Here is a 21,237-nt window from a genome sequence, read left to right on the forward strand (position 1 = left end):
CCATGAGCGCACGCAAGCAACTGCTGTTGAAAAAACACCGGCGCGCCAAGCGCATCACCCTGCTGGTGGCCCTGTTGGCGTTGCTGGTGGTGGGGGTGACCTTGGCCTGGTGGCTGGTCCCGCTGCTGCTGGTGCTGGGCTGGGTGGCCCATGAGGCATGGTTCGCCGACCACCTGTTCTACCGCGGCAGCGACGACTACCAGTACGCTTTCCCTGACGATGCCGCCAGTCAGGCGGTGAGCATTGTCGGTGGGCGGGTGCGCTTGTCCGGCGCGCTGGCCGAGGGCGAAACCCTGGTGCTGGCGCTGCGCGTGCGTCATGGCTGGCTGGGGCGCTGGCTGGACCCGTTCGTCGAGGTGGGCGACGACCGCCAGGACTTCGAGCGCGGCGTGAACGGCCTGCGCTACCTGAATCTGTCCGGTCAGCGCGAGCGCTTGGCCAGTGGTGAGCTGGCGTTGCGTGGCCGGCGTTGCCGACTGGCCGGCGAGGGCGAACTGCATGTTATGCGCAACCCGGACTATAGCCGTCAGCGCACGCTGATCCTGGCGCCCCATGCCGACGATGCCGAGCTGGCTGCGTTTGGCTATTACAGCCGCTGCGCCGACGTGGCCATCGTTACCCTGACCCAGGGCGAAATCGAGGCCGAGGCCTACCAGCGGCTGGGCTTGTCGCAAGCCGCAGCCGCGCGGCTCAAGGGCCGCCTGCGCAGTTGGGACAGCCTGGCCGTGCCGTTGTGGGGCGGGGTGCCGGCCAGCCATTGCGTGCAGCTGGGCTACTACTGTCTGCAACTGCCGCAGATGGCTGCCCAGCCGATGCAGGCGTTCGGCTCCCGCGAGTCCGGCGAAAGCGATATCCGCAGCGTGCGCCAGCACAATCCGCTGCTGTTGCCGGGCGACCAGGATGGCGCGCCCACCTGGCACAACCTGGTGGCCGACCTGGTTGCGCTGCTGGAACACTACCGTCCCGAGGTGGTGATTACCCCGCACCCTGAGTTGGACCCTCATGCAGACCATGTCGCCACCACCCAGGCGATTGTCCAGGCCATCGCCCTGAGCAGCTGCAAACCGGATACCGCGTTGTTCTATGCCAACCACCTGCATGACAACGACCGCTGGCCGATGGGCCCGGCAGGCATGGGCATCGCTTTGCCGCCGGCGATCGAGGCGTTGCCTGCCGATCGCTTGTGGAGCCCACTGCTTGACCAGGCGCAACAGTTGGATAAAGCCATGGCTCTGGGCATGCAGCACGACTTGCAGGGACCACTGCCGCTCAAGCGCCGCTTGCGCCGCTGGCTCCAGCATTGGCTGGCCGGACGTCGCTGGCCGGCCAGTGGCGAAAACGAGTTCTTCCGCAAGGCGGTGCGCCGCCATGAGCTGTTCTGGGTGCGTCGGATCGGCAGTTGAAGTGGTGACATTGGCCCTGTGCTAATATCCCGCCCCTGTTCACTTTTTCAATATGGGTTGCCCATGAAGTTGTCCATGCCGCGTTTCGATCAAGCCCCCGTATTGGTGGTCGGCGATGTCATGCTCGACCGCTACTGGCATGGCGGTACTTCACGTATTTCGCCTGAAGCGCCGGTGCCGGTGGTCAAGGTCGATCAGATCGAGGACCGCCCCGGCGGTGCGGCCAACGTTGCCTTGAACATCGCCGCCCTCGGCGCGCCAGCGGCGCTGGTTGGCGTCACCGGCCAGGACGAGGCTGCCGACAGCCTTGCCAACAGCCTGCAAGCCGCAGGCGTGCGGTCGATCTTCCAGCGCATCGCCCACCAGCCGACCATCGTCAAGCTGCGGGTGATGAGCCGTCACCAGCAACTGCTGCGCATCGATTTCGAAGAGCCCTTCGCCACCGACGCTCTGTCGCTGGGCGCCGAGGTCGATGGCCTGCTCGAAGGCGTCAAGGTGCTGGTGCTGTCCGACTACGGCAAGGGCGCGCTGAAGAACCACCAGGCGCTGATCCAGGCGGCTCGGGCCAAGGGCATCCCGGTGCTGGCCGACCCCAAGGGCAAGGACTTCTCGATCTACCGCGGCGCCAGCCTGATCACCCCGAACCTCAGCGAGTTCGAGACCATTGTCGGCCGTTGCGCCGATGAGGCCGAGTTGGTCGGCAAAGGCCTGAAGCTGCTCGAGGAGCTGGACCTGGGTGCCTTGCTGGTGACCCGTGGCGAGCACGGCATGACCCTGCTGCGCACCGGCCATCCGGCCCTGCACCTGCCGGCCCGAGCCCGCGAGGTGTTCGATGTCACCGGCGCCGGTGACACCGTGATCTCCACCCTGGCCGCCGCCATCGCCGCGGGCGAGGACCTGCCCCACGCCGTGGCCCTGGCCAACCTGGCCGCCGGTATCGTCGTTGGCAAGTTGGGTACCGCGGCCATCAGCGCGCCTGAGCTGCGTCGGGCGATCCAGCGCGAGGAAGGTTCCGAGCGCGGTGTGCTGGGCCTGGAGCAGTTGTTGCTGGCCATCGACGATGCCCGCGCGCACAACGAGAAGATCGTCTTCACCAACGGCTGTTTCGACATCCTGCATGCCGGCCATGTCACTTACCTGGAACAGGCTCGCGCCCAGGGCGATCGGCTGATCGTCGCAATCAACGACGATGCCTCGGTCAGCCGCTTGAAAGGCCCTGGGCGGCCGATCAACAGCGTCGACCGGCGCATGGCGGTGCTGGCCGGCCTCGGTGCGGTGGACTGGGTAATCAGCTTCCCCGAGGACACCCCGGAGAACCTGTTGCGCCAAGTGAAACCTGATGTGCTGGTCAAGGGCGGCGACTATGGCATCGACCAGGTGGTTGGCGCCGATATCGTCAAGGCCTATGGCGGCACGGTGAAGGTGTTGGGCTTGGTGGAAAACAGCTCGACCACGGCGATCGTCGAGAAGATCCGCAAGCACTGAGGCGGGTCAGCGTGGTGCCTGGCACCGGCTGTGCTGGTGTTCGCCGGCAAGCCGGCTCCTACAGCATTCATCGCCCGTAGGAGCCAGCCTTGCTGGCGAACCAGGCACTGCGGTATTCGCCAGCAAGCCGGCTCCTACAGCATCCATCGCCCGTAGGAGCCAGCCTTGCTGGCGAACCAGGCGCTGCGGTGTTCGCCGGCAAGCCGGCTCCTACAGCACGTAGGAGGCAGCCTTGCTGGCGAACCAGGCGCTGCGGTGTTCGCCGGCAATGCCGGCGCCTACAGGACGCGGGCGAGCAGTTTTTTGGCCTTGTCGCTGAAGCGCTCCAGGTGCGACGTCGGTTCGCGCTTGCGCTCCACCAGGCCCTGCTGTTTCAGCCAATCCTTCCAGCGTACCCGTTCATCCCGCACCACCCAGCCCTCCTGCTGCGCAAAGCTCTCGGCCAGCCACAGGCCGCGCGTGCTCGCCTGTATCAACTGGTCTTTCTTCAGGGTGTACAGCTCAGCCAGCGGTTGACCTTCTTGCAGCGGCATCAGGTAGAGATCCGGCCGCTTGCGGTTGAGCCGCGCCACCAATTGATCGCCTTCGAGCCGTTCGTCGACATGGAACAGGCTCAGCCCCTTGGCCTCGCGTGGCACTTGCAGGCGCAGGTCGTAGATCAGTTGCAGCGATGCGGTGGGCAGGTGGACATAGGCCCGCGGCCGTTCCAATAGCATCAGGTTGGCGCAGTGCACCGGGCGAGCGGCACCGGATTCGGGCGTCAGCACGAAGGGCAGGGCTTCGCGGTAATGCAGGGCGGCAGCGTAGGGCGCTGGCAGCCAGGTGTCGTTGAAGCGCCCGCCCAGCCAGCCCTCCGGGGTTTCCAGCAGGCACTCCTCGGCGACTTCCTGGATGGCGGTGTGCAGCGGCAGGTTCAACTCGTGGGCGGGCACGTAGCCGGAGATCAGCTTGAGCACCACGTCGCCGCGGTCCTGGCGGCGCTGGCGCACCAGTACCCAGTAGTCGCGGCCTTGCCAGTGCAAGGTCAGGCGCACCGACACGCCGAGGTTGGCCAGCTCGACCACGAAGCGCTGCGAGTCGGCCAGCTGGATGGCCTTGCGCCGCTGCAGGGTCTGGGCGAAGTTCAGCGGCATGCCGATGCTCTGGTAGCTCAGGCCCTCGGGGCTGGCTTCGACATGCAGCGGCAGGGTCTTGAAATTGCTCGGATTCTTGCGGATCAGCGTGCGCGGCACGAGGCTCCTCCTTGCGTTGACTCCGGCCCGGGCGGCTCAGGGCCGGCCGAGAATGCGGGCGACGGTGGCCACGTTATGGGCCAGGTGCAGCGGATTGATAGTGCCGACGATGGCACTGCTCACGCCGGGGTGGGCAAACAGCAACTCGAAACTGGCCTGCACCGGGTCGACCCCGGGGGCCAGGCAGATATGCCCGCTGGCGAGTGCCTTCTTCACCAGGATGGCCTTGCCGTGTTCGGCAGCGTAGTCGAGCACCGGGCGTTCCGCCTGCTCGTTGAGGTTGTAGGTGACCATGGCGCAATCACCTTGCTCCAGGGCTTTCAGGCCGCCAGCGACGGTCTTGCCGGACAGCCCATAGCCGAGGATCTTGCCTTCCTGCTTGAGCGCCGCCAGGGTTTCATACACGCCCTGCTGCTCGAGGATGGCCAGGTCGTTGCCGTCGGAGTGCACCAGCACCAGTTCGATGCGGTCGGTTTCCAGGCGCTTGAGGCTACGTTCCACCGACCGGCGGGTATGGGCGGCGCTGAAGTCGAAGTGCGACTGGCCGGCGTCGAACTCTTCGCCGACCTTGCTGACGATCACCCACTGCTCGCGCTGGCCGCGCAGCAATGGGCCGAGGCGTTCTTCACTGCGACCATAGGCGGGTGCGGTGTCGATCAGGTTTATGCCCAGCTCGCGGGCCTGGGCCAGCAGCAGGCGGGCGGTATCGTCATCGGGAATGGTGAAGCCGTTGGGGTATTTCACCCCCTGGTCGCGGCCAAGCTTGACCGTGCCCAGGCCCAATGGCGAAACCCGCAGGCCGGTGCTGCCCAGCGGGCGGTGATGATTGTGCAGGGTTGGCAGACTCATGGCAGCAGTTGCTCCCAAGCCGGCACGCCCAGCGCCGGGCGGGGCAGGTCGGCGAGCTCTGCCTGAGCGGCTGGGCGGATGCCATCGCGTTCGAAGCTGGCCATTACGCGGTCGGCGAAGTCCGGCGCCAGGGCCAGCTTGGTCGGCCAGCCCACCAGCAGGCGCTGCCGCTCGGCGAGGAAGGCGTTGTCCGGGCGCACCAGGCCCGATTGCGCGGGCTCGGCGCGGTCGATACGCAGGGTTGCCCAGCGCATCTGGCTTTGATCGACCCAAGGCATCAGGCTGGCGACTTCCTTTTGTGCCGCGGCGATCTGCGCGGCAGGCTCGCGGGCCACGCCATCGGCCTCGGCCAGGTCGCCACCGAGGTACCACACCCACTGGCCGTCGGCCGCCGGGTGGGTAGTCACGGTGATGCGCGGCTTGGGCCCGCCACCGAGGCAGTGGGCGTACAACGGCTTGAGGTTTGGGCCCTTGGCCAGGACCATGTGCAGCGGCCGGCGCTGCATGGCTGGCTGGCTGAGGCCGAGGGCGCGCAGCAGTGCTTCGGTGCCGCCACCGGCGCTGAGGACGATGCGTTGCGCGCGAATCTCGCGGCCATCGACGGTCAGCCCGACCAGCTCATCGCCGTCGCGCAGGGGTTCGATTCGCTCGCCGGCCAGCAGGCTGTCACCCGCCAGTCGCGCGAGGTTGGCCAGCAAGCTGGGTACGTCGATGACCAGTTCGGCCAGGCGGTAGACCTTGCCCTTGAACGCGCGGTCTTGCAGGGCCGGCGGCAGTTGCTCGCCCTTGACCTGGTCGACCCGGCCGCGCACGGCCTTGCTGGCGAAGAAACTGCTGAGGTTGCCGGCCAGGGTGCCGGGGGACCAGAGGTAATGGGCCTCGGACAGCAGGCGGGTGCCGCTCAGGTCCAGCTCGCCGTTGCCAGCCAGCGCTTCGCGCCAGCGCCGCGGCATGTCGGCGATGGCCTCGGAGGCGCCGGTCAGGGCGCCGTGCAGGGCGTACTTGGTGCCGCCGTGGATGATGCCTTGGGATTTGATGGTCTGTTCGCCGCCAAGGCTGGCGCGTTCCACCAGCACCGTCGAGTAGCCCTGGCCGCGCAGGCGGGCGTTGAGCCAGAGGCCTGCGACCCCGGCGCCGACGATCAGCACGTCAGTGGAAATGGCAGATGGCATGCGGGCACCTCGAAAGCTGGGACAGGTGCGCAGTATACAGCGTCGGGCCGGCGTGGGCTTTGCGATCCTGGGGCTGCAAAGCGGCCGCATAATCCTCAGGGGAGCATCAATGCCCCGCGGTGTTGGAGAACACCTGGATCACCACCACGCCGCCGACGATCATGGCCATGCCCAGCATCGCCGGTACATCCAGCTTTTGCCCGTAGATCACCAGCGCCGCCACGCTGATCAGCACGATCCCCAGGCCCGACCAGATGGCATAGGCGATGCCCACCGGAATGCTGCGCACCACCAGGGTCAACATCCAGAACGCCACGCCATAGCCGCACACCATCAGCAACAACGGCAGTGGCGTGCTCAGGCCTTTTACAGCCTTCATGGACGCGGTGGCGATGACTTCGGCGCAGATGGCGATGGCGAGATAGGTGTAGGCGTTCATGGTGCGGGTCCTCCGTTGCTGGATGGGCATTCTAGGGAATCCCTGGATGCGGTAAAGTCATTTCCTATCTGTTTTGGAGATAGGTCGCCATGCCTGAGCAGTGGAACCTGGAGCAGCTTCGTCTATTCGTGCGCACCGCCGAGCTGCGTTCGTTCTCCGCCGTGGCCCGCGAGCAACACAAGGCGCAGTCGGCGGTGAGCACTGCCATCGCGCTGCTCGAGGCCGACCTGGGCGTGACCCTGTTCGAGCGCAGCAGCGGCCGCCAGCCACGCTTGACCGAGCGCGGCGCCGCGCTGCTCGAGGATGCTCGCGAGCTGCTGCGCCAGTGCGAGCGCCTCGACGGTCGCGCGCTGGCATTGATGCGGGGGCAGGAGGCGTTGCTGCGGGTGGCTCAGGACGAGGCCATGCCTTACCAACCGGTGATCGACAGTCTGGATGAACTCGCCGCCCGCTATCCGTACCTGGAAGTGCAACTGGCCAGCGGCGCCCAGGGCGATGTGGCGCGCAAGCTGGTGGAGCGGCGCGCCGACCTGGGGCTGTTTTTCCACCACGAAAGCATACCGGCCTCGTTGGAGCGACGGGCCCTGGGCAGCGTCGAGATGGTCACGGTCTGCGCCATCGATCATCCGTTGGCGCACCTGGCCAAGGTCACTCGCCAGCAACTGGCGCGCCACCGGCAACTGCTGATTACCCCGCAGCAGAGCGGTTACCCTGGCGGCGAGGCGATCAGCCCGCAAGTCTGGCGTTGCGACAGTTTCTACGCCATGGCCGAATTGCTGATGCGTGGCCTGGGTTGGGCCTGGCTGCCGCGCCATGTGGTGCAGTACCCCACCTACCAGACGCAGATGGTCGAGCTCGACAGCGAGTGGCGCCCGCCAGCGCTGGTGGTGGAGCTGGCCTGGCGCCGCGACGAACCCTTGGGCCCGGCGGCGCAATGGTTGGCCGAACGCTTCGCCGTGCACCTGCGGGCGATCGGTTGAGGCTTGACTGGGTGCAGGCCTTTTGCCGCGCTTCCTAGTAAACTCCGCCGCCATGAACAGAACTCTCTATACCTTGCTATTTCACCTGGGCCTGCCGCTGGTCGCGCTGCGCCTGTTCCTGCGCGGACGCAAGGCGCCAGCCTACCGCCAGCGCATCGGCGAACGCTTCGCCTGTCGGCTGCCGGCGCTGCGCCAGGGGGGGATCTGGGTGCATGCGGTGTCGGTGGGCGAAAGCATCGCCGCCGCGCCAATGGTCCGCGCCCTGCTCAAGCAGTACCCGGATATGCCGATCACCCTCACCTGCATGACGCCGACCGGCTCCGAGCGCATCCGCGCGATGTTCGAAGGCGAGCCGCGGGTACAGCATTGCTACTTGCCGTACGACCTGCCCTGGGCGGCCGGGCGCTTTCTCGACCATGTGCGCCCGCGGCTGGGGGTCATCATGGAGACCGAGCTGTGGCCCAATCATATCCACCAGTGCGCCAGGCGCGGCATCCCGGTGGCGTTGGCCAATGCGCGGCTGTCCGCGCGCTCGGCCCGTGGCTATGCCCGCTTCGCCGGTCTGACCCGGCCGATGCTCGAGCAGATGAGCCTGATCGCCGTGCAGACAGAGACCGAGGCGCAGCGCTTCCGCGACCTGGGCGCGCGTCCTGCGTGCGTGCAGGTGACCGGCTCGATCAAGTTCGACCTGAGGATCGACGAGCAATTGTTGCCCCGCGCCCAGGCGCTGCGCGGGCAGTGGGGCGCCACGCAGCGCCCGGTGTGGATCGCCGCCAGTACCCATGAAGGCGAAGATGCGCTGATTCTCGAGGCCCACCGTGAACTGCTCAAGGTGCACAGCGACGCGTTGTTGATCCTGGTGCCGCGACACCCCGAGCGGTTCGATGCCGTGCATGGGTTGTGCGCCGGGCAGTTCGCCACGGTGCGCCGCTCGGGCGGCGCGGCGGTCGAGGCTGGCACCCAGGTACTGATGGGCGACACCATGGGTGAACTGCTGTTCCTGTATGCCTTGGCCGATATTGCCTTCGTCGGCGGCAGCCTGGTGCCTACCGGCGGGCACAACCCGCTGGAGCCGGCGGCGCTGGCACTGCCGGTGATCATGGGGCCGCACGTGTTCAACTTCCTCGAGATCAGCGCCATGTTGCGCGAGGCCGGGGCGTTGCAGCAGGTGGACGATGCCGAGGGTTTGGCTGGCGCGGTGCGCCGCTTGATCGAGCTGCCGCAGGATGCCCGACGCATGGGTGAGGCGGGCAGGGCGGTGATGCAGGCCAACCAGGGGGCGTTGCAGCGGTTGCTGGATGGCTTGGCTGCGTTGATCCGCTGATCTGTGAAATGCTGCGATCCCTGTAGGCGCGGCCTTGCCGAGGCGTCGGGCCGGTCGGATAGGGGGGCGAGGCGCTCCCAGGATCTGCGCACTCCCGCAGGATCGCCGGGGCCGCTGTGCGGCCCTTTCGCGACACAAGGCCGCTCCTACACCGCCCGCGTGTTTCCTTGGTTCAAGGCCTGCGCTCGAAGTTCTTCGCTGCCGCAGCTGCCAGGTCCGGCGGCAGGAAATCCTTGTCCGGGTTGTAGTCAGCCTTCAGGTACCGGCCCAGGTCCTGCAGGTCCTGCGGGCTCAGGGTGCCGGCGGCCTGCTTGAGGCGCAGGTTGTCGAGGATGTAGTCGTAGCGGCTGTTGTTGTAGTCACGCACCGAGGTGTACAGCTGGCGCTGTGCATCCAGCACGTCGACGATGTTGCGGGTGCCGACCTGGTAGCCGATCTCGGTGGCCTCCAACGCGCTCTGGTTGGAGATGATCGACTGCTTGCGCGCCTGCACCTGTTCGACATCGGTGTTCACCGCGCGGTGCAGGTTGCGCGTGTTCTCCACCACCTGGCGGCGCAGGCTCTCGCGTTGCTGCTCGCTCTGGGTCAGCCGCGAGTAAGCCTCGCGCACCTGGGAGCTGGTCAGGCCGCCGCTGTAGATCGGGATATTCAACTGCAGGCCGACGCTGGTCTGCTCGACGTCACCGCCATAGCGCACGCCGTTCTGCGAGGGGTTGGTGAAGCCCAGGTTGTCGTTGTCGCCTTTCTGGTACTTGGCCACTGCGTCCAGGGTCGGTGCGTGGCCAGCCTTGCGCTGGCGTACCGTCTCTTCGGCCGCGGCCACGGCGTGGTTGGTGGCCAGCAGGTTGAGGTTCTGCCGCCCGGCGGTCTCGACCCAGGCCTTGGCGTCGTTGGGGATCGGCACCTGCACCGGCAGGCTGTGGACCACGCCCTGGATCGCCGAGTACTGACGGTTGGTCAGGGTGATCAAGGCTTCGAAGGCATCTTGCACCTGGCGCTCGGCGATGATCCGGTTGGCCCGGGCGGTATCGTAGCTGGCTTGCGATTGCAGCACATCGGTCTTGTCCGAGAGGCCGACGTCGAAGCGCTCGTTGGACTGGTCCAGCTGGCGCTTGAAGGCGGCTTCCTCGGCTTTGGTAGAGGCCAGGTTGTCCTGGGCGCGCAGCACCGCGAAGTAGTTCTCGGCGGTTTGCAGGATCAGGTTCTGCTCGGTGGCCGACAGCTCCAGCGCGGCCTGTTCGTTGACCGCTTCGGCCGCCTGTAGCTGGAACCAGCGGTCGGCGCGGAAGATCGGTTGAGCCAGGGTGGCGCTCCAGGCATTGCCGCTGCGGTTGGAGGTGACCGACGGTTCGTCGAGCTTGGTGCGGGTGTTCATCATTTCGGCGCCGGCCGAAAGGTTGGGCAACAGGCCGGCACGGGCCTGGGGCACCACTTCGCGGCGGGCGCCATAGTCGGCGCGGGCGGCCGCCAGGTCGGCGTTGTTGTCGACCGCTTCCTGGTAGACGCTGACCAGGTCGGTTTTCACCGTCGTGGGCGTGTCCACTGCCCACGCCACTCCGTTGGTCGCACAAGACACGGCAATCGCCAGTGAGAGTTTGCGCAGCATAGGGCAATCCTTGATCGAGATTTATTTACTGTACTGTCGGGTATCGAGCGATGGGCCAGTGTAGTGCCACGCGCTTTCGCCAACAATCCGCTGCTTGCGCCATTTATCGCGCCTGGATATACCCGCTTGGCTTTGCCGACCACTCCAGTCTAGACTGCGCATGTTCTTGTCGGGGTGCCTTGAAGCAAAGGCTGAGATCGCAGAGGTGCGGATCCCGTTGAACCTGATCAGGTTAGCGCCTGCGTAGGGAACAAGATTGCTCTCAAGTCCCGGGAGCCTCTTGTGCCAGGTCCGGGATCGCCACAGCTGCTTGCAGCCCACGGCACCCCCACATCCGGCACTGCACTCGTCACCCCGAGTGCGTCCACGCCTTTCAGGTTCACCCCGACATTCCACCGCTGGAAGCTGTCTGGAGAGCCTGTGATGAGCAAACAAGAAAAATCGATCCACCTCAGCGAGTCGGCGCAAGTCGATCAGCAGTCCGTGCAACCCTTGCCCAATTCGCGCAAGGTCTATGTCCAGGGTTCGCGCCCCGACATCCGCGTGCCCATGCGCGAAATCAGCCTGCACGACACCCCGACCGATTTCGGCGGCGAGAAGAACGCCCCGGTGCTGGTGTACGACACCTCGGGTCCCTACACCGACCCCGAGGTCATCATCGACGTGCGCAAGGGCCTGGGCGATGTGCGTTCGGCATGGATCGACGCCCGTGGCGACACCGAGCGCCTCGCGGGCCTGAGCTCGAACTTCGGCCAGCAACGCCTGAACGACGCCGAGCTGGCCAAGCTGCGCTTCGCCCATGTGCGCAACCCGCGCCGGGCCAAGGCCGGCGCCAACGTCACGCAGATGCACTATGCCCGCCAGGGCATCATCACCGCCGAGATGGAATACGTCGCCATCCGCGAGAACATGAAGCTGCAGGAGGCCCGTGCCGCCGGCCTGCTCAGCCAGCAGCACGCCGGCCACAGCTTCGGTGCCAGCATCCCGAAAGAGATCACCGCCGAGTTCGTCCGCGAGGAAATCGCCCGCGGCCGCGCGATCATCCCCGCCAACATCAACCACACCGAGCTTGAGCCGATGATCATCGGCCGCAACTTCCTGGTGAAGATCAACGGCAATATCGGCAACAGCGCCCTGGGTTCCTCGATCGAGGAAGAAGTGGCCAAGCTGACCTGGGGCATTCGCTGGGGCTCGGACACGGTCATGGACCTGTCCACCGGCAAGCACATTCACGAAACCCGCGAGTGGATCATCCGCAACTCGCCGGTGCCGATCGGTACCGTGCCTATCTACCAGGCCCTGGAGAAGGTCAATGGCGTGGCCGAGGACCTGACCTGGGAGCTGTTCCGCGACACCCTGATCGAACAGGCCGAGCAGGGTGTGGACTACTTCACCATCCACGCTGGCGTCTTGCTGCGCTATGTGCCGCTGACCGCCAAGCGGGTCACCGGCATCGTCAGCCGTGGCGGCTCGATCATGGCCAAGTGGTGCCTGGCGCACCACAAGGAAAACTTCCTGTACACGCACTTCGACGAGATCTGCGAAATCATGAAGGCCTACGACGTCAGCTTCTCGCTGGGTGACGGCCTGCGCCCGGGTTCGATTGCCGACGCCAACGACGCGGCGCAGTTCGGCGAACTGGAGACCCTTGGCGAGCTGACCAAGATTGCCTGGAAGCACGATGTGCAGTGCATGATCGAAGGCCCCGGCCACGTGCCGATGCAGTTGATCAAGGAGAACATGGACAAGCAGCTCGAATGCTGCGACGAGGCGCCGTTCTACACCCTAGGCCCGCTGACCACCGATATCGCTCCGGGCTACGACCACATCACCTCCGGCATCGGCGCGGCGATGATCGGCTGGTTCGGCTGCGCCATGCTCTGCTACGTCACGCCCAAGGAGCACCTGGGCCTGCCGAACAAGGACGACGTCAAGACCGGCATCATCACCTACAAGATCGCCGCGCATGCCGCCGACCTTGCCAAGGGCCACCCGGGCGCGCAGATCCGTGACAACGCGCTGTCCAAGGCGCGCTTCGAGTTCCGCTGGGAAGACCAGTTCAACCTGGGCCTGGACCCGGACACCGCGCGCTCATTCCACGATGAGACCCTGCCCAAGGAATCGGCCAAGGTCGCGCACTTCTGCTCGATGTGCGGGCCGAAGTTCTGTTCGATGAAGATCACCCAGGAAGTCCGTGAGTACGCCGCCAAGATCGAAACCGTGGATGTCACGGTCGAACAGGGCATGCGCGAGCAGGCCGAGCGGTTCCGCCAGGAAGGCAGCCAGCTTTACCAGAAGGTGTAAGTAGACCTTGGGGGCCGCGTTGCGGCCCTTTCGCGGCACAAGGCCGCTCCTACAGGAGACCGCAACTCCCTGTAGGAGCGGCCTTGTGCCGCGAAACGAGGACCTAGTCCTCGCCAACGCCACCCCCAACATTCCGGCGAACTTCCCCATGACTTCAACTAGCCACTTCTCCCCCGACCACCCCGTCCCCACCCACCATCGCCAGTTCGGCGCCCGCGACCTGTTCTCGCTGTGGTTCTCCCTCGGTATTGGCCTGATGGTCCTGCAGGTCGGCGGCCTGCTGGCGCCGGGCCTGGGCCTGGCGGGCTCGATCCTGGCGATCACCTTGGGCACGGCGGTGGGGGTATTGCTGCTGGCCGCGGTGGGGGTAATCGGCAGCGATACCGGCCTGTCGGCCATGGCGACCTTGCGCCTCACGCTCGGTAGCCACGGCGCGCGCCTGCCGGCCGTGCTCAATCTGCTGCAACTGATCGGCTGGGGTTCGTTCGAGATCATCGTCATGCGCGATGCCGCGAGCCTGCTGGGCGCACGCGCGTTCGGCGAGGGCAGCGGCTGGAGCAGCACGCTGCTGTGGACCCTGTGCTTCGGCGTCCTGGCCACCCTGTTGGCGGTCAGCGGGCCACTGGCGTTCGTGCGCAAGGTGCTGCGCAAGTGGGGGATCTGGCTGTTGCTCGGCGCCTGCGTCTGGCTGACCTGGAACCTGTTCGCCAAGGCCGACCTGGCCGCGTTGTGGCGCCGCCCGGGTGATGGCTCGCTGTCCCTGGCCCTGGGCTTCGATATCGTGATTGCCATGCCGCTGTCATGGTTGCCGCTGATCGCCGACTACTCGCGCTTCGGCCAGCGTGCCAGCCGGGTGTTCGGCGGTACCGCGCTGGGCTTCTTCATCGGCAATGCCTGGCTGATGAGCCTGGGCGTGGCCTACACCTTGGCGTTCGCGCCCAGCGGCGAGGTAAATGCCCTGCTGCTGGCACTGGCCGGCGCCGGGCTGGGCATTCCATTGCTGCTGATCCTGCTGGACGAGACGGAAAACGCCTTTGCCGATATCCACTCGGCGGCGGTGTCCACTGGCCTGCTGGTGAAAATGAAGGTCGAGCACCTGGCCTTGGCTATCGGCGTGCTGTGCACGCTGATCGCCCTGCTGGCGCCGTTGGCCCAGTATCAGAATTTCCTGCTGCTGATCGGTTCGGTGTTCGCGCCTTTGTTCGGCGTGGTGCTGGTGGACCATTTCGTGGTGCGTCGTCGGCGTTCGCCGACGCTGGTCGAGGGGCTGCGCTGGCAGGCGCTGCTGGCCTGGACGGCAGGGGTGGTGGCTTATCACCTGATGGCCAACCTGGCGCCGCAGTTGGGCGCGACCCTGCCGGCACTGCTGCTGGCAGGGGGGCTATACCGGCTGCTAGCGATCAGCCACGGCCGGGAAACAGCTCGGGCTTGAGCACGCCGTTGAGGCGCGGGTAGGGGATCTTCAGCTCGACGTGGCCCATGGAGTAGGGCGCGATGGCATAGACCTCGTACTTCACGATCACCGCGCCGTAGGTCAGGGCGATGTGCGGCGACTGCTTGAACGGCCAGGTCTTGACGAACTCGGGGTCCTTGTCCATGCCGGTGCTGATCAGCCAGGCCCGGTGGGACTCCTCGGCGGTCTTCCAGAAGGTCGCGGCCTGGCCGGGCAGTAGCATGTCATCCAGGGTCAGCACCTTGTCCAGCTTGCGCGAGTAGTTGATGAAGCCACGCCCCGGCATGCCGTGGGCGCCGCCGCTGTCGAGGTAGCTGGACAGCTCGACGATCACCAGCCCGTCATGCTGTTCGCGTACCTTGGCCTGCAGGTAGCTGCTGTTGCGTTTGTCGGCGCGGGCCAGGTAAGCCTGTTCATAGGCTTGCAGCGAGCTTGGCGCAGTGCCGCGCTGGTTGTCCTCGGTCAGTTGCAGCAGGCGTTTCTCGACGATGGCGTCGAGTTTCGGCAGCGCCGGGAAGTGCACGGTGTCGATGTTCACCAGCGGGCAGTCGCTTTCGCTGCAGCCGGGTTTCACGTGCTCCCAGGCCTCGCGCTTGACCTCGAGCGGGGCCCGGTAGTTGGGCGTGAACAGGCTCTGGCAGGCGCCGAGCGCCAGTGCCAGAACGGCCACGGAAGTCAGTTTGACTAGCCTCATGTTGATCCTTGCGGGGCAGTGATGATCGGCCTTGGACCGCCTGCGCGGCCTTCGGTTCGCCACTAAGCTAACAGAGAGCGCCGCGCCTGTCCCGGCCGCCCGAACGGTCGACGCAAAGGGGTGAAACCGGGCGGTTGGCAGAGTAGGATTGCGCGATGCGGTAAACGAGGTATCAAGGAGTTGGCATGACGGACACGTTGAATTCAGTACCGACGCAGGTCGAGATCGCGCGGCGGGAGCCATTGTTCAAGGGCTTTTACAAGCTCGACAAGCTGCACCTGCGCCACGAATTGTTTGCCGGGGGCATGAGCCGCGAGTTCACCCGTGAACTGTTCGTGCGCCATGACGCGGTCTGCGTGCTGCCCTACGATCCTCAGCGCGACGAAGTGGTGCTGATCGAGCAGTTTCGCGTTGGCGCCATGGGCAAGGTGGCCAACCCCTGGCTGATCGAGATGGTCGCCGGGCTGATCGACAAGGACGAGCAACCCGAGGAGGTTGCCCACCGCGAAGCCGAGGAAGAAGCGGGCCTGACCTTCTCGGCGCTGTGGCCAATGACCAGGTACTTTCCGTCACCGGGCGGCAGCGACGAGTACGTCCACCTGTTCCTGGGCCGTTGCATCAGCGAGGGTGCCGGTGGCCTGCATGGCCTGGAAGAAGAAAGCGAGGACATTCGCGTGCGCGTATGGTCGTTCGAGGATGCCCTGCAGGCCGTACGCGACGGGCGTATCTGCAACGCCGCCACGATCATCGGGTTGCAATGGCTGGCGCTGAACCGAGACGAAGTACGAGGTATGTGGAAGTGAACCTGCTGCGCGAGCGCTATCGGGTCGACCTGGTCGGGCTGCAATCGGCCTGCGAGGCCAACTATGCCCGCCTGATGCGCCTGTTGCCTGACATGCGCACTACGCAGAGCTCGCGCCGTATCGGCATGACCCAGGGCGACCAGATGCTCGGTGTGCTGGTGCTTGAAGTGCTATTGGCCTGCCCCTACACCACCACGCTCAAGGTGCGCCAGGAGCACAGCCTGCCCTGGCTGCCGGTGCCCGAGCTGGAGGTGCAGGTCTACCATGACGCGCGCATGGCCGAGGTGGTCAGTGCCGAGCATGCGCGTCGCCTGCGCAGCATCTACCCCTATCCCAACACGGCGATGCACCAGCCGGACGAGAAGGCCCAGCTCAATCTGTTCCTCGGTGAATGGCTGAGTCACTGCCTGGCCTGCGGCCACGAACTGGAAGCCGTGCGCTGAAATGTGATGCGCGTCGGTTTCGAGTATTTGCTCGAAAGCGATCCGCCGCCATAATCCGTGCTGAATCCGTTCGAGGAGACGGCCGTTGCCGCAACCACTTTCACCCCCGTCACCTGTCCATGTGGTGCAACTGACCGATGCCCATCTGTTCGCCGACCCGGCGGGCACCTTGCTGGGCCTCAATACCCGCGCAAGCCTTGGGCACGTGGTCGGCCAGGTTCGCCGCGAACAACCGCGCATCGACCTGCTGCTGTGCACGGGCGATCTTTCCCAGGATGCCAGCGTCGAATCCTACGCGGCCTTTCGCGAGCTGACGTCGACGTTCGGCGCGCCAGCGCGCTGGCTGCCGGGTAACCATGACGAGGCGCGGGTCATGGCCGAGGTGGCGCCGGAACTGGTGCAGGCAGTGACCGATATCGGCGCCTGGCGCATCGTCATGCTCGACTCGGTAGTGGTCGGTGCCACCTTCGGTCTGTTGGCCGACGACCAGCTGGTCGTGCTGGACCAGGCGCTGAACGGTGCGGGCGAGCGCCATTGCCTGGTGTGCTGCCATCACCAGCCGGTGGATATCGGTTGCGCCTGGATCGCGCCGATCGGGCTGCGTAATGCCGATGAGCTGCTGCGGCGTCTGAGCAGTTATCCACAGGTGAAGGCGCTGCTGTGGGGGCATATCCACCAGGAATGGGACGAAGTGCGTGACGGCATCCGTTTCCTTGCCACGCCTTCGACCTGCATCCAGTTCGCGCCGCGCAGCGAGGACTTCAAGGTCAGCGAGGAACAGCCGGGTTACCGCTGGCTGCGTCTGCATGCCGACGGGCGGTTGGAGACCGGGGTAGAGCGGGCGCGGGATTTCGTGGTGAAGCTGGATTTCGACAGCCCCGGCTACTGAAGGGCCGCGCAGTTGCCCCTGTCATTTGAAGAATTTGTTGCGAAAATCCCCAGGCTGCGCCAATGACCATCGAACACGCTACACTGCGCGTCTTTGCGTCCGGGGGCAGCATGTCGGGTTCCATCCTCTATATCCATGGCTTCAACAGCTCGCCGCTGTCGACCAAGGCACGCCAGCTCGAAGCGGTGATGCAGCAGCTCGGCTTGGCCGAGCAACTGCGGGTCCCGGCCTTGCACCACCACCCGCGCCAGGCTATCGCCCAGCTGGAGGCAGCCATCGGTGAGCTGGGTGCGCCGCTGCTGGTCGGCAGCTCCCTCGGCGGCTACTATGCCACCCACCTGGCCGAGCGCCACGGGCTCAAGGCGTTGCTGGTCAACCCGGCGGTCGCGCCGCATCGCCTGTTCGACGGCTACCTCGGCACCCAGCGCAACCTCTATACCGATGAAGCCTGGGAGCTCACCCACGACCACGTGGACGCCCTGGCCGAACTGGAAGTGCCGGCACCGCAGGATGCCGCTCGCTATCAAGTGTGGTTGCAGACCGCCGATGAAACGCTGGACTATCGCCAGGCCGAGCGCTACTACCGCGCCTGCGCCCTGCGTATCCAGGCCGGTGGCGACCACAGCTACCAGGGCTTCGCCGCACAGCTGCCGGCCCTGCTGGCGTTCGCCGGTATTGCCCGCGGGCAGTATGCGGCGCTGGATTTTTCTGTATTTTGACTTTTGCACTCACCAGACTGACGACGAGAACCCATGGCCAATCCCAGCGCTAGCGCCTATAACGCAGACGCCATCGAAGTCCTCTCGGGCCTTGACCCGGTCCGCAAGCGGCCGGGCATGTACACCGACACCAGCCGGCCCAACCACCTGGCCCAGGAAGTCATCGACAACAGCGTCGACGAGGCCCTGGCAGGCCACGCACGGTCCGTGCAGGTGATCCTCCACGCCGACCACTCGCTGGAAGTCAGCGACGATGGCCGCGGCATGCCGGTGGACATCCACCCCGAGGAGGGCGTATCCGGTGTCGAGTTGATCCTTACCAAGCTGCACGCCGGTGGCAAGTTCTCCAACAAGAACTACCAGTTCTCCGGCGGCCTGCACGGTGTCGGCATCTCGGTGGTCAACGCCCTGTCGAGCCAGGTCCGCGTGCGCGTAAAGCGCGACGGTAACGAGTACCAGATGACCTTTGCCGACGGCTTCAAGGCCAGCGAGCTGGAAGTGGTCGGCACCGTCGGCAAGCGCAACACCGGCACCAGCGTGTACTTCAGCCCCGATCCGAAGTACTTCGATTCGCCGAAGTTCTCCATCAGCCGCCTCAAGCACGTGCTCAAGGCCAAGGCGGTATTGTGCCCGGGGCTGTCCATCAGCTTCGAGGACAAGGGCACCGGCGAGAAGGTCGAGTGGCACTACGAGGACGGTCTGCGCTCCTACCTGGTCGATTCGGTCAGCGAGTTCCAGCGCCTGCCCGACGAGCCGTTCTGCGGCAGCCTGGCCGGTAACAAGGAAGCCGTGGACTGGGCTCTGTTGTGGCTGCCCGAGGGCGGCGACAGCATTCAGGAAAGCTACGTCAACCTGATCCCCACCGCCCAGGGCGGTACCCACGTCAACGGCCTGCGCCAGGGCCTGCTGGATGCCATGCGCGAGTTCTGCGAGTTCCGCAACCTGCTGCCGCGCGGGGTCAAGCTGGCCCCCGAGGACGTCTGGGAGCGCATCAGCTTCGTGCTGTCGATGAAAATGCAGGAACCGCAGTTTTCCGGCCAGACCAAGGAACGCCTGTCGTCCCGCGAGGCGGCGGCGTTCGTCTCCGGCGTGGTCAAGGACGCCTTCAGCCTGTGGCTCAACGCCCATCCCGAGCTGGGCATGCAACTGGCGGAGCTGGCCATCAGCAATGCTGGCCGCCGCCTGAAGGCGAGCAAGAAGGTCGAGCGCAAGCGCATCACCCAGGGCCCGGCGCTGCCGGGCAAGCTGGCCGACTGCGCCGGACAGGACCCGATGCGCGCCGAGCTGTTCCTGGTCGAGGGTGACTCGGCCGGTGGTTCGGCCAAGCAGGCGCGGGACAAGGAGTACCAGGCGATCCTGCCGCTGCGCGGCAAGATCCTCAACACCTGGGAGGTCGATGGTGGCGAGGTCCTGGCCAGCCAGGAGGTGCACAACATCGCCGTGGCCATCGGCGTCGACCCGGGCGCAGCCGACCTTTCGCAGTTGCGCTACGGCAAGATCTGCATCCTCGCCGACGCCGACTCCGACGGCCTGCACATCGCCACCTTGCTGTGCGCGCTGTTCGTCCAGCACTTCCGTCCGTTGGTCGAGGCCGGGCACGTCTACGTGGCCATGCCGCCGCTGTACCGCATCGACCTGGGCAAGGAGATCTACTACGCCCTGGACGACGCCGAGCGTGATGGCATCCTCGACCGCCTGGTCGCCGAGAAGAAGCGCGGCAAGCCGCAGGTTACTCGCTTCAAGGGCCTGGGCGAAATGAACCCGCCGCAACTGCGCGAAACCACCATGGACCCTAACACCCGCCGCCTGGTGCAGTTGACCCTGGACGACCTGGCGGGCACCACCGAGATCATGGACATGCTGCTGGCCAAGAAGCGTGCAGGCGACCGCAAGAACTGGCTGGAGACCAAAGGCAACCTGGCCGAGGTCCTGGTTTGATGCGTCTGCTGCTGGCGGCCTGCCTGGCGTTGTGCGCCCTGCAGGCCCAGGCGGACAGCTGGCCAGAGCTCAAGCTGAGCAGCGAACACGTGGTCGAAGGCATGCGCGGTGGCAACCTGTCGGGCCTGGCGTTCTGTCGCGGTGCGTTGTGGGCGGTGTCCGACCGCGACGACGACCGCATCTACCGACTCGACCAGGAGCCTGGCCCCTGGCATGCCCAGCCGCTGACCTTCACCCCGCCCGAGGCACCGGACACCGGCCTGCCCTGGGGGCTGAAGTCGCGCAACTGGGCGGCGTCCTATATCCGAGGCGGCGCGCTGGATTTCGAAGGTATCACCTGTGACCAGGCTGGCAATATCCTGATCGTCAGCGAGGCCCACGCCGCGGTGCTGCAGTTGCCAGTGGAAGGCGAACCGGACTGGTTGCGCATCGATCAGGCCATGGTCCGCCAGGCGCGGGCCAGCGGCATGCTGCTGCACTTCAATGCGTTGTTCGAAGGCCTGGCGATCAACCCGGCGGGCGACCGCCTGTGGCTGGCCGCCGAGCGCGAGCGCCGCGGGCTGTTGTCGGTGCAGCGCCAGCAGTCGGTGTGGACCTGCGGGCGCAGCTGCGTGCTGCTCAGCGAGGCCGGGGTCGAGATGCAGCCGCCGCAGTTTCCCGGCGCGCGTCCGGTAGCGCGGGATTTCGCCGACCTGGCCTGGTTCGAGGGCAAGTTGTACACCCTCGAGCGTAATGCCTATCGCATCTGCCGGCGTGACGCCGACAGTGGCGCGGTGGAGCGTTGCTGGTCGTTCGCCGCCGAAGCGTTGCAGGACAGCCGGCGCTACGACCAGGCCTATGGCCTGACCGAAGCTCTGGTTATCGACAAGGATGGAGCCTGGATTGGCGTGGACAACAACGATCGTCCGCGCGCCGACGGTGAAAGCCGGCCGGTGGTCTGGCGCTTCGCCGCGCCGCAAGGTGGCTGGAGCGCCCGGCCATGAGCCAGCCGCCGGGCAAGCGCGCGGGCAGGGTGTTGCTGATCGTCGCCTGGGCGGCGGCGATGTTCCTTGCCACGCGCTTTTTCGGCCAGTGGGAAGACCGCCAGCAGAATCCCAATAGCGTGGTGCGCAGCGAAAAGGGCGACGGTTTCATCGAGGTGCGTCTGCTGAGCAATGGCCAGGGGCATTTCGTCGCCGATGGCGCGATCAATGGCCAGGTGGTGCATTTCATGCTCGACACCGGCGCCACCGATGTGGCGATCCCCGAGGCCCTGGCGCGCGATCTGGACCTGGTCCGTGGCGCAGCGGTGCAACTGAGCACCGCCAATGGCCGTACCGAGGGTTACCGCACCCGGCTCGATAGCCTACGGCTAGGCGATATCCAGCTGCGCGACGTGCGCGCCTTGGTGGTGCCCGGCCTGGATGGCCAGGCCGTGCTGCTGGGCATGAGCGCCCTGAAACAACTTGAATTTACCCAGCGCGGCGGCACCATGCTGCTGCGCCAGAACCTGAAATGACGAGGC

19 protein-coding genes and 1 riboswitch are annotated in these 21,237 nt (G+C 66.0%); of the genes, 13 read left to right on the top strand and 6 right to left on the bottom strand.

The genetic code is table 11. From position 1 onward, the window contains the following. Positions 1–2 precede the first annotated feature (2 nt). Both ACODS5_RS18430 and hldE read left to right on the top strand, forming a co-directional pair. Positions 3–1,403: a PIG-L deacetylase family protein gene (locus ACODS5_RS18430; protein WP_489109351.1), complete on the top strand. Its 1,401-nt coding sequence runs from the start codon at positions 3–5 to the stop codon at positions 1,401–1,403. A gap of 63 nt (positions 1,404–1,466) precedes the next feature. Continuing rightward, positions 1,467–2,888, top strand: a complete 1,422-nt coding sequence (gene hldE, locus ACODS5_RS18435) for a bifunctional D-glycero-beta-D-manno-heptose-7-phosphate kinase/D-glycero-beta-D-manno-heptose 1-phosphate adenylyltransferase HldE (protein ID WP_134690335.1) — start codon at positions 1,467–1,469, stop codon at positions 2,886–2,888. 278 nt (positions 2,889–3,166) lie between these two features. On the opposite strand, the gene ACODS5_RS18440 is transcribed toward hldE, so the two are convergent. The 4 genes from ACODS5_RS18440 to ACODS5_RS18455 form a co-directional block, all read right to left on the bottom strand. Beyond that, the gene (locus ACODS5_RS18440; RefSeq protein WP_489109352.1) at positions 3,167–4,120 is read right to left on the bottom strand and encodes a metal ABC transporter ATPase; all 954 of its coding nucleotides are present in this window, start codon (positions 4,118–4,120) and stop codon (positions 3,167–3,169) included. A gap of 36 nt (positions 4,121–4,156) precedes the next feature. Continuing rightward, positions 4,157–4,969, bottom strand: a complete 813-nt coding sequence (locus ACODS5_RS18445) for an aldo/keto reductase (protein WP_134690332.1) — start codon at positions 4,967–4,969, stop codon at positions 4,157–4,159. Beyond that, complete coding sequence (locus tag ACODS5_RS18450) at positions 4,966–6,141, bottom strand: NAD(P)/FAD-dependent oxidoreductase (RefSeq protein WP_489109353.1); 1,176 nt, start codon at positions 6,139–6,141, stop codon at positions 4,966–4,968. The genes ACODS5_RS18445 and ACODS5_RS18450 overlap by 4 nt, the downstream gene beginning before the upstream one ends. A gap of 106 nt (positions 6,142–6,247) precedes the next feature. Continuing rightward, on the bottom strand, positions 6,248–6,580 hold the full coding sequence (locus ACODS5_RS18455) for a DMT family transporter (RefSeq protein WP_023632892.1): 333 nt from the start codon (positions 6,578–6,580) through the stop codon (positions 6,248–6,250). Between the two features lie 89 nt (positions 6,581–6,669). Here ACODS5_RS18455 and ACODS5_RS18460 point away from each other — a divergent pair, with 89 nt between their 5' ends. Further along, positions 6,670–7,560, top strand: a complete 891-nt coding sequence (locus ACODS5_RS18460) for a LysR family transcriptional regulator (RefSeq protein WP_134690326.1) — start codon at positions 6,670–6,672, stop codon at positions 7,558–7,560. Between the two features lie 52 nt (positions 7,561–7,612). Further along, the gene (gene waaA, locus ACODS5_RS18465; protein ID WP_489109354.1) at positions 7,613–8,884 is read left to right on the top strand and encodes a lipid IV(A) 3-deoxy-D-manno-octulosonic acid transferase; all 1,272 of its coding nucleotides are present in this window, start codon (positions 7,613–7,615) and stop codon (positions 8,882–8,884) included. Between the two features lie 172 nt (positions 8,885–9,056). Here waaA and ACODS5_RS18470 read toward each other — a convergent pair whose 3' ends face one another. Then, positions 9,057–10,490, bottom strand: a complete 1,434-nt coding sequence (locus tag ACODS5_RS18470) for a TolC family outer membrane protein (RefSeq protein WP_134690322.1) — start codon at positions 10,488–10,490, stop codon at positions 9,057–9,059. 160 nt (positions 10,491–10,650) lie between these two features. Further along, a riboswitch (TPP riboswitch) is annotated at positions 10,651–10,757 on the top strand. A gap of 156 nt (positions 10,758–10,913) precedes the next feature. Between ACODS5_RS18470 and thiC the strand changes: the two genes are divergently transcribed. Together thiC and cytX are read left to right on the top strand one after the other, a co-directional pair. Beyond that, a complete protein-coding gene (gene thiC, locus ACODS5_RS18475; protein ID WP_134690320.1) occupies positions 10,914–12,794 on the top strand; it encodes a phosphomethylpyrimidine synthase ThiC in 1,881 nt (626 codons plus the stop codon). A gap of 148 nt (positions 12,795–12,942) precedes the next feature. Beyond that, positions 12,943–14,226 (top strand): putative hydroxymethylpyrimidine transporter CytX, encoded by a 1,284-nt coding sequence (gene cytX, locus ACODS5_RS18480; RefSeq protein ID WP_489109355.1) that lies wholly within the window; start codon positions 12,943–12,945, stop codon positions 14,224–14,226. On the opposite strand, the gene ACODS5_RS18485 is transcribed toward cytX, so the two are convergent. After that, complete coding sequence (locus ACODS5_RS18485; protein ID WP_489109356.1) at positions 14,195–14,941, bottom strand: RsiV family protein; 747 nt, start codon at positions 14,939–14,941, stop codon at positions 14,195–14,197. The genes cytX and ACODS5_RS18485 overlap by 32 nt on opposite strands. Before the next feature lie 185 nt (positions 14,942–15,126). On the opposite strand from ACODS5_RS18485, the gene ACODS5_RS18490 reads away from it, so the two are divergent. The 7 genes from ACODS5_RS18490 (at position 15,127) to ACODS5_RS18520 (ending at position 21,231) form a co-directional block, all read left to right on the top strand. Continuing rightward, a complete protein-coding gene (locus ACODS5_RS18490) occupies positions 15,127–15,744 on the top strand; it encodes an NUDIX domain-containing protein (RefSeq protein ID WP_134690317.1) in 618 nt (205 codons plus the stop codon). Continuing rightward, entirely contained in the window at positions 15,735–16,187 is a 453-nt protein-coding gene (locus ACODS5_RS18495) for a DUF1249 domain-containing protein (RefSeq protein ID WP_023630808.1), read from the top strand. The genes ACODS5_RS18490 and ACODS5_RS18495 overlap by 10 nt, the downstream gene beginning before the upstream one ends. An 85-nt stretch (positions 16,188–16,272) precedes the next feature. Further along, positions 16,273–17,076 (top strand): 3',5'-cyclic-AMP phosphodiesterase, encoded by an 804-nt coding sequence (gene cpdA / locus ACODS5_RS18500; protein WP_489109357.1) that lies wholly within the window; start codon positions 16,273–16,275, stop codon positions 17,074–17,076. Positions 17,077–17,186: 110 nt separating this feature from the next. Continuing rightward, positions 17,187–17,795 carry a YqiA/YcfP family alpha/beta fold hydrolase gene (locus ACODS5_RS18505; RefSeq protein WP_489109358.1) on the top strand — a complete coding sequence of 203 codons (609 nt, stop codon included), beginning with the start codon at positions 17,187–17,189 and terminating at the stop codon, positions 17,793–17,795. A gap of 33 nt (positions 17,796–17,828) precedes the next feature. After that, positions 17,829–19,733: a DNA topoisomerase IV subunit B gene (gene parE, locus ACODS5_RS18510; RefSeq protein ID WP_489109359.1), complete on the top strand. Its 1,905-nt coding sequence runs from the start codon at positions 17,829–17,831 to the stop codon at positions 19,731–19,733. Beyond that, positions 19,730–20,716 carry an esterase-like activity of phytase family protein gene (locus tag ACODS5_RS18515; protein ID WP_489109360.1) on the top strand — a complete coding sequence of 329 codons (987 nt, stop codon included), beginning with the start codon at positions 19,730–19,732 and terminating at the stop codon, positions 20,714–20,716. The genes parE and ACODS5_RS18515 overlap by 4 nt, the downstream gene beginning before the upstream one ends. Next, positions 20,713–21,231: a retropepsin-like aspartic protease family protein gene (locus tag ACODS5_RS18520; protein WP_134690312.1), complete on the top strand. Its 519-nt coding sequence runs from the start codon at positions 20,713–20,715 to the stop codon at positions 21,229–21,231. The genes ACODS5_RS18515 and ACODS5_RS18520 overlap by 4 nt, the downstream gene beginning before the upstream one ends. The last annotated feature ends 6 nt before the right edge of the window (positions 21,232–21,237 follow it).

It is taken from the genome of Pseudomonas sp. FG47, assembly GCF_057809115.1.

Bases quoted from the DNA above. Each gene is read 5' to 3' on its own strand.
- ACODS5_RS18430 (WP_489109351.1), top strand. From the start codon at position 3: ATGAGCGCACGCAAGCAACTGCTGTTGAAAAAACACCGGCGCGCCAAG.
- hldE (WP_134690335.1), top strand. From the start codon at position 1,467: ATGAAGTTGTCCATGCCGCGTTTCGATCAAGCCCCCGTATTGGTGGTC.
- ACODS5_RS18445 (WP_134690332.1), bottom strand. From the start codon at position 4,969: ATGAGTCTGCCAACCCTGCACAATCATCACCGCCCGCTGGGCAGCACC.
- ACODS5_RS18450 (WP_489109353.1), bottom strand. From the start codon at position 6,141: ATGCCATCTGCCATTTCCACTGACGTGCTGATCGTCGGCGCCGGGGTC.
- ACODS5_RS18455 (WP_023632892.1), bottom strand. From the start codon at position 6,580: ATGAACGCCTACACCTATCTCGCCATCGCCATCTGCGCCGAAGTCATC.
- ACODS5_RS18460 (WP_134690326.1), top strand. From the start codon at position 6,670: ATGCCTGAGCAGTGGAACCTGGAGCAGCTTCGTCTATTCGTGCGCACC.
- waaA (WP_489109354.1), top strand. From the start codon at position 7,613: ATGAACAGAACTCTCTATACCTTGCTATTTCACCTGGGCCTGCCGCTG.
- ACODS5_RS18470 (WP_134690322.1), bottom strand. From the start codon at position 10,490: ATGCTGCGCAAACTCTCACTGGCGATTGCCGTGTCTTGTGCGACCAAC.
- thiC (WP_134690320.1), top strand. From the start codon at position 10,914: ATGAGCAAACAAGAAAAATCGATCCACCTCAGCGAGTCGGCGCAAGTC.
- cytX (WP_489109355.1), top strand. From the start codon at position 12,943: ATGACTTCAACTAGCCACTTCTCCCCCGACCACCCCGTCCCCACCCAC.
- ACODS5_RS18485 (WP_489109356.1), bottom strand. From the start codon at position 14,941: ATGAGGCTAGTCAAACTGACTTCCGTGGCCGTTCTGGCACTGGCGCTC.
- ACODS5_RS18490 (WP_134690317.1), top strand. From the start codon at position 15,127: ATGACGGACACGTTGAATTCAGTACCGACGCAGGTCGAGATCGCGCGG.
- ACODS5_RS18505 (WP_489109358.1), top strand. From the start codon at position 17,187: ATGTCGGGTTCCATCCTCTATATCCATGGCTTCAACAGCTCGCCGCTG.
- parE (WP_489109359.1), top strand. From the start codon at position 17,829: ATGGCCAATCCCAGCGCTAGCGCCTATAACGCAGACGCCATCGAAGTC.
- ACODS5_RS18520 (WP_134690312.1), top strand. From the start codon at position 20,713: ATGAGCCAGCCGCCGGGCAAGCGCGCGGGCAGGGTGTTGCTGATCGTC.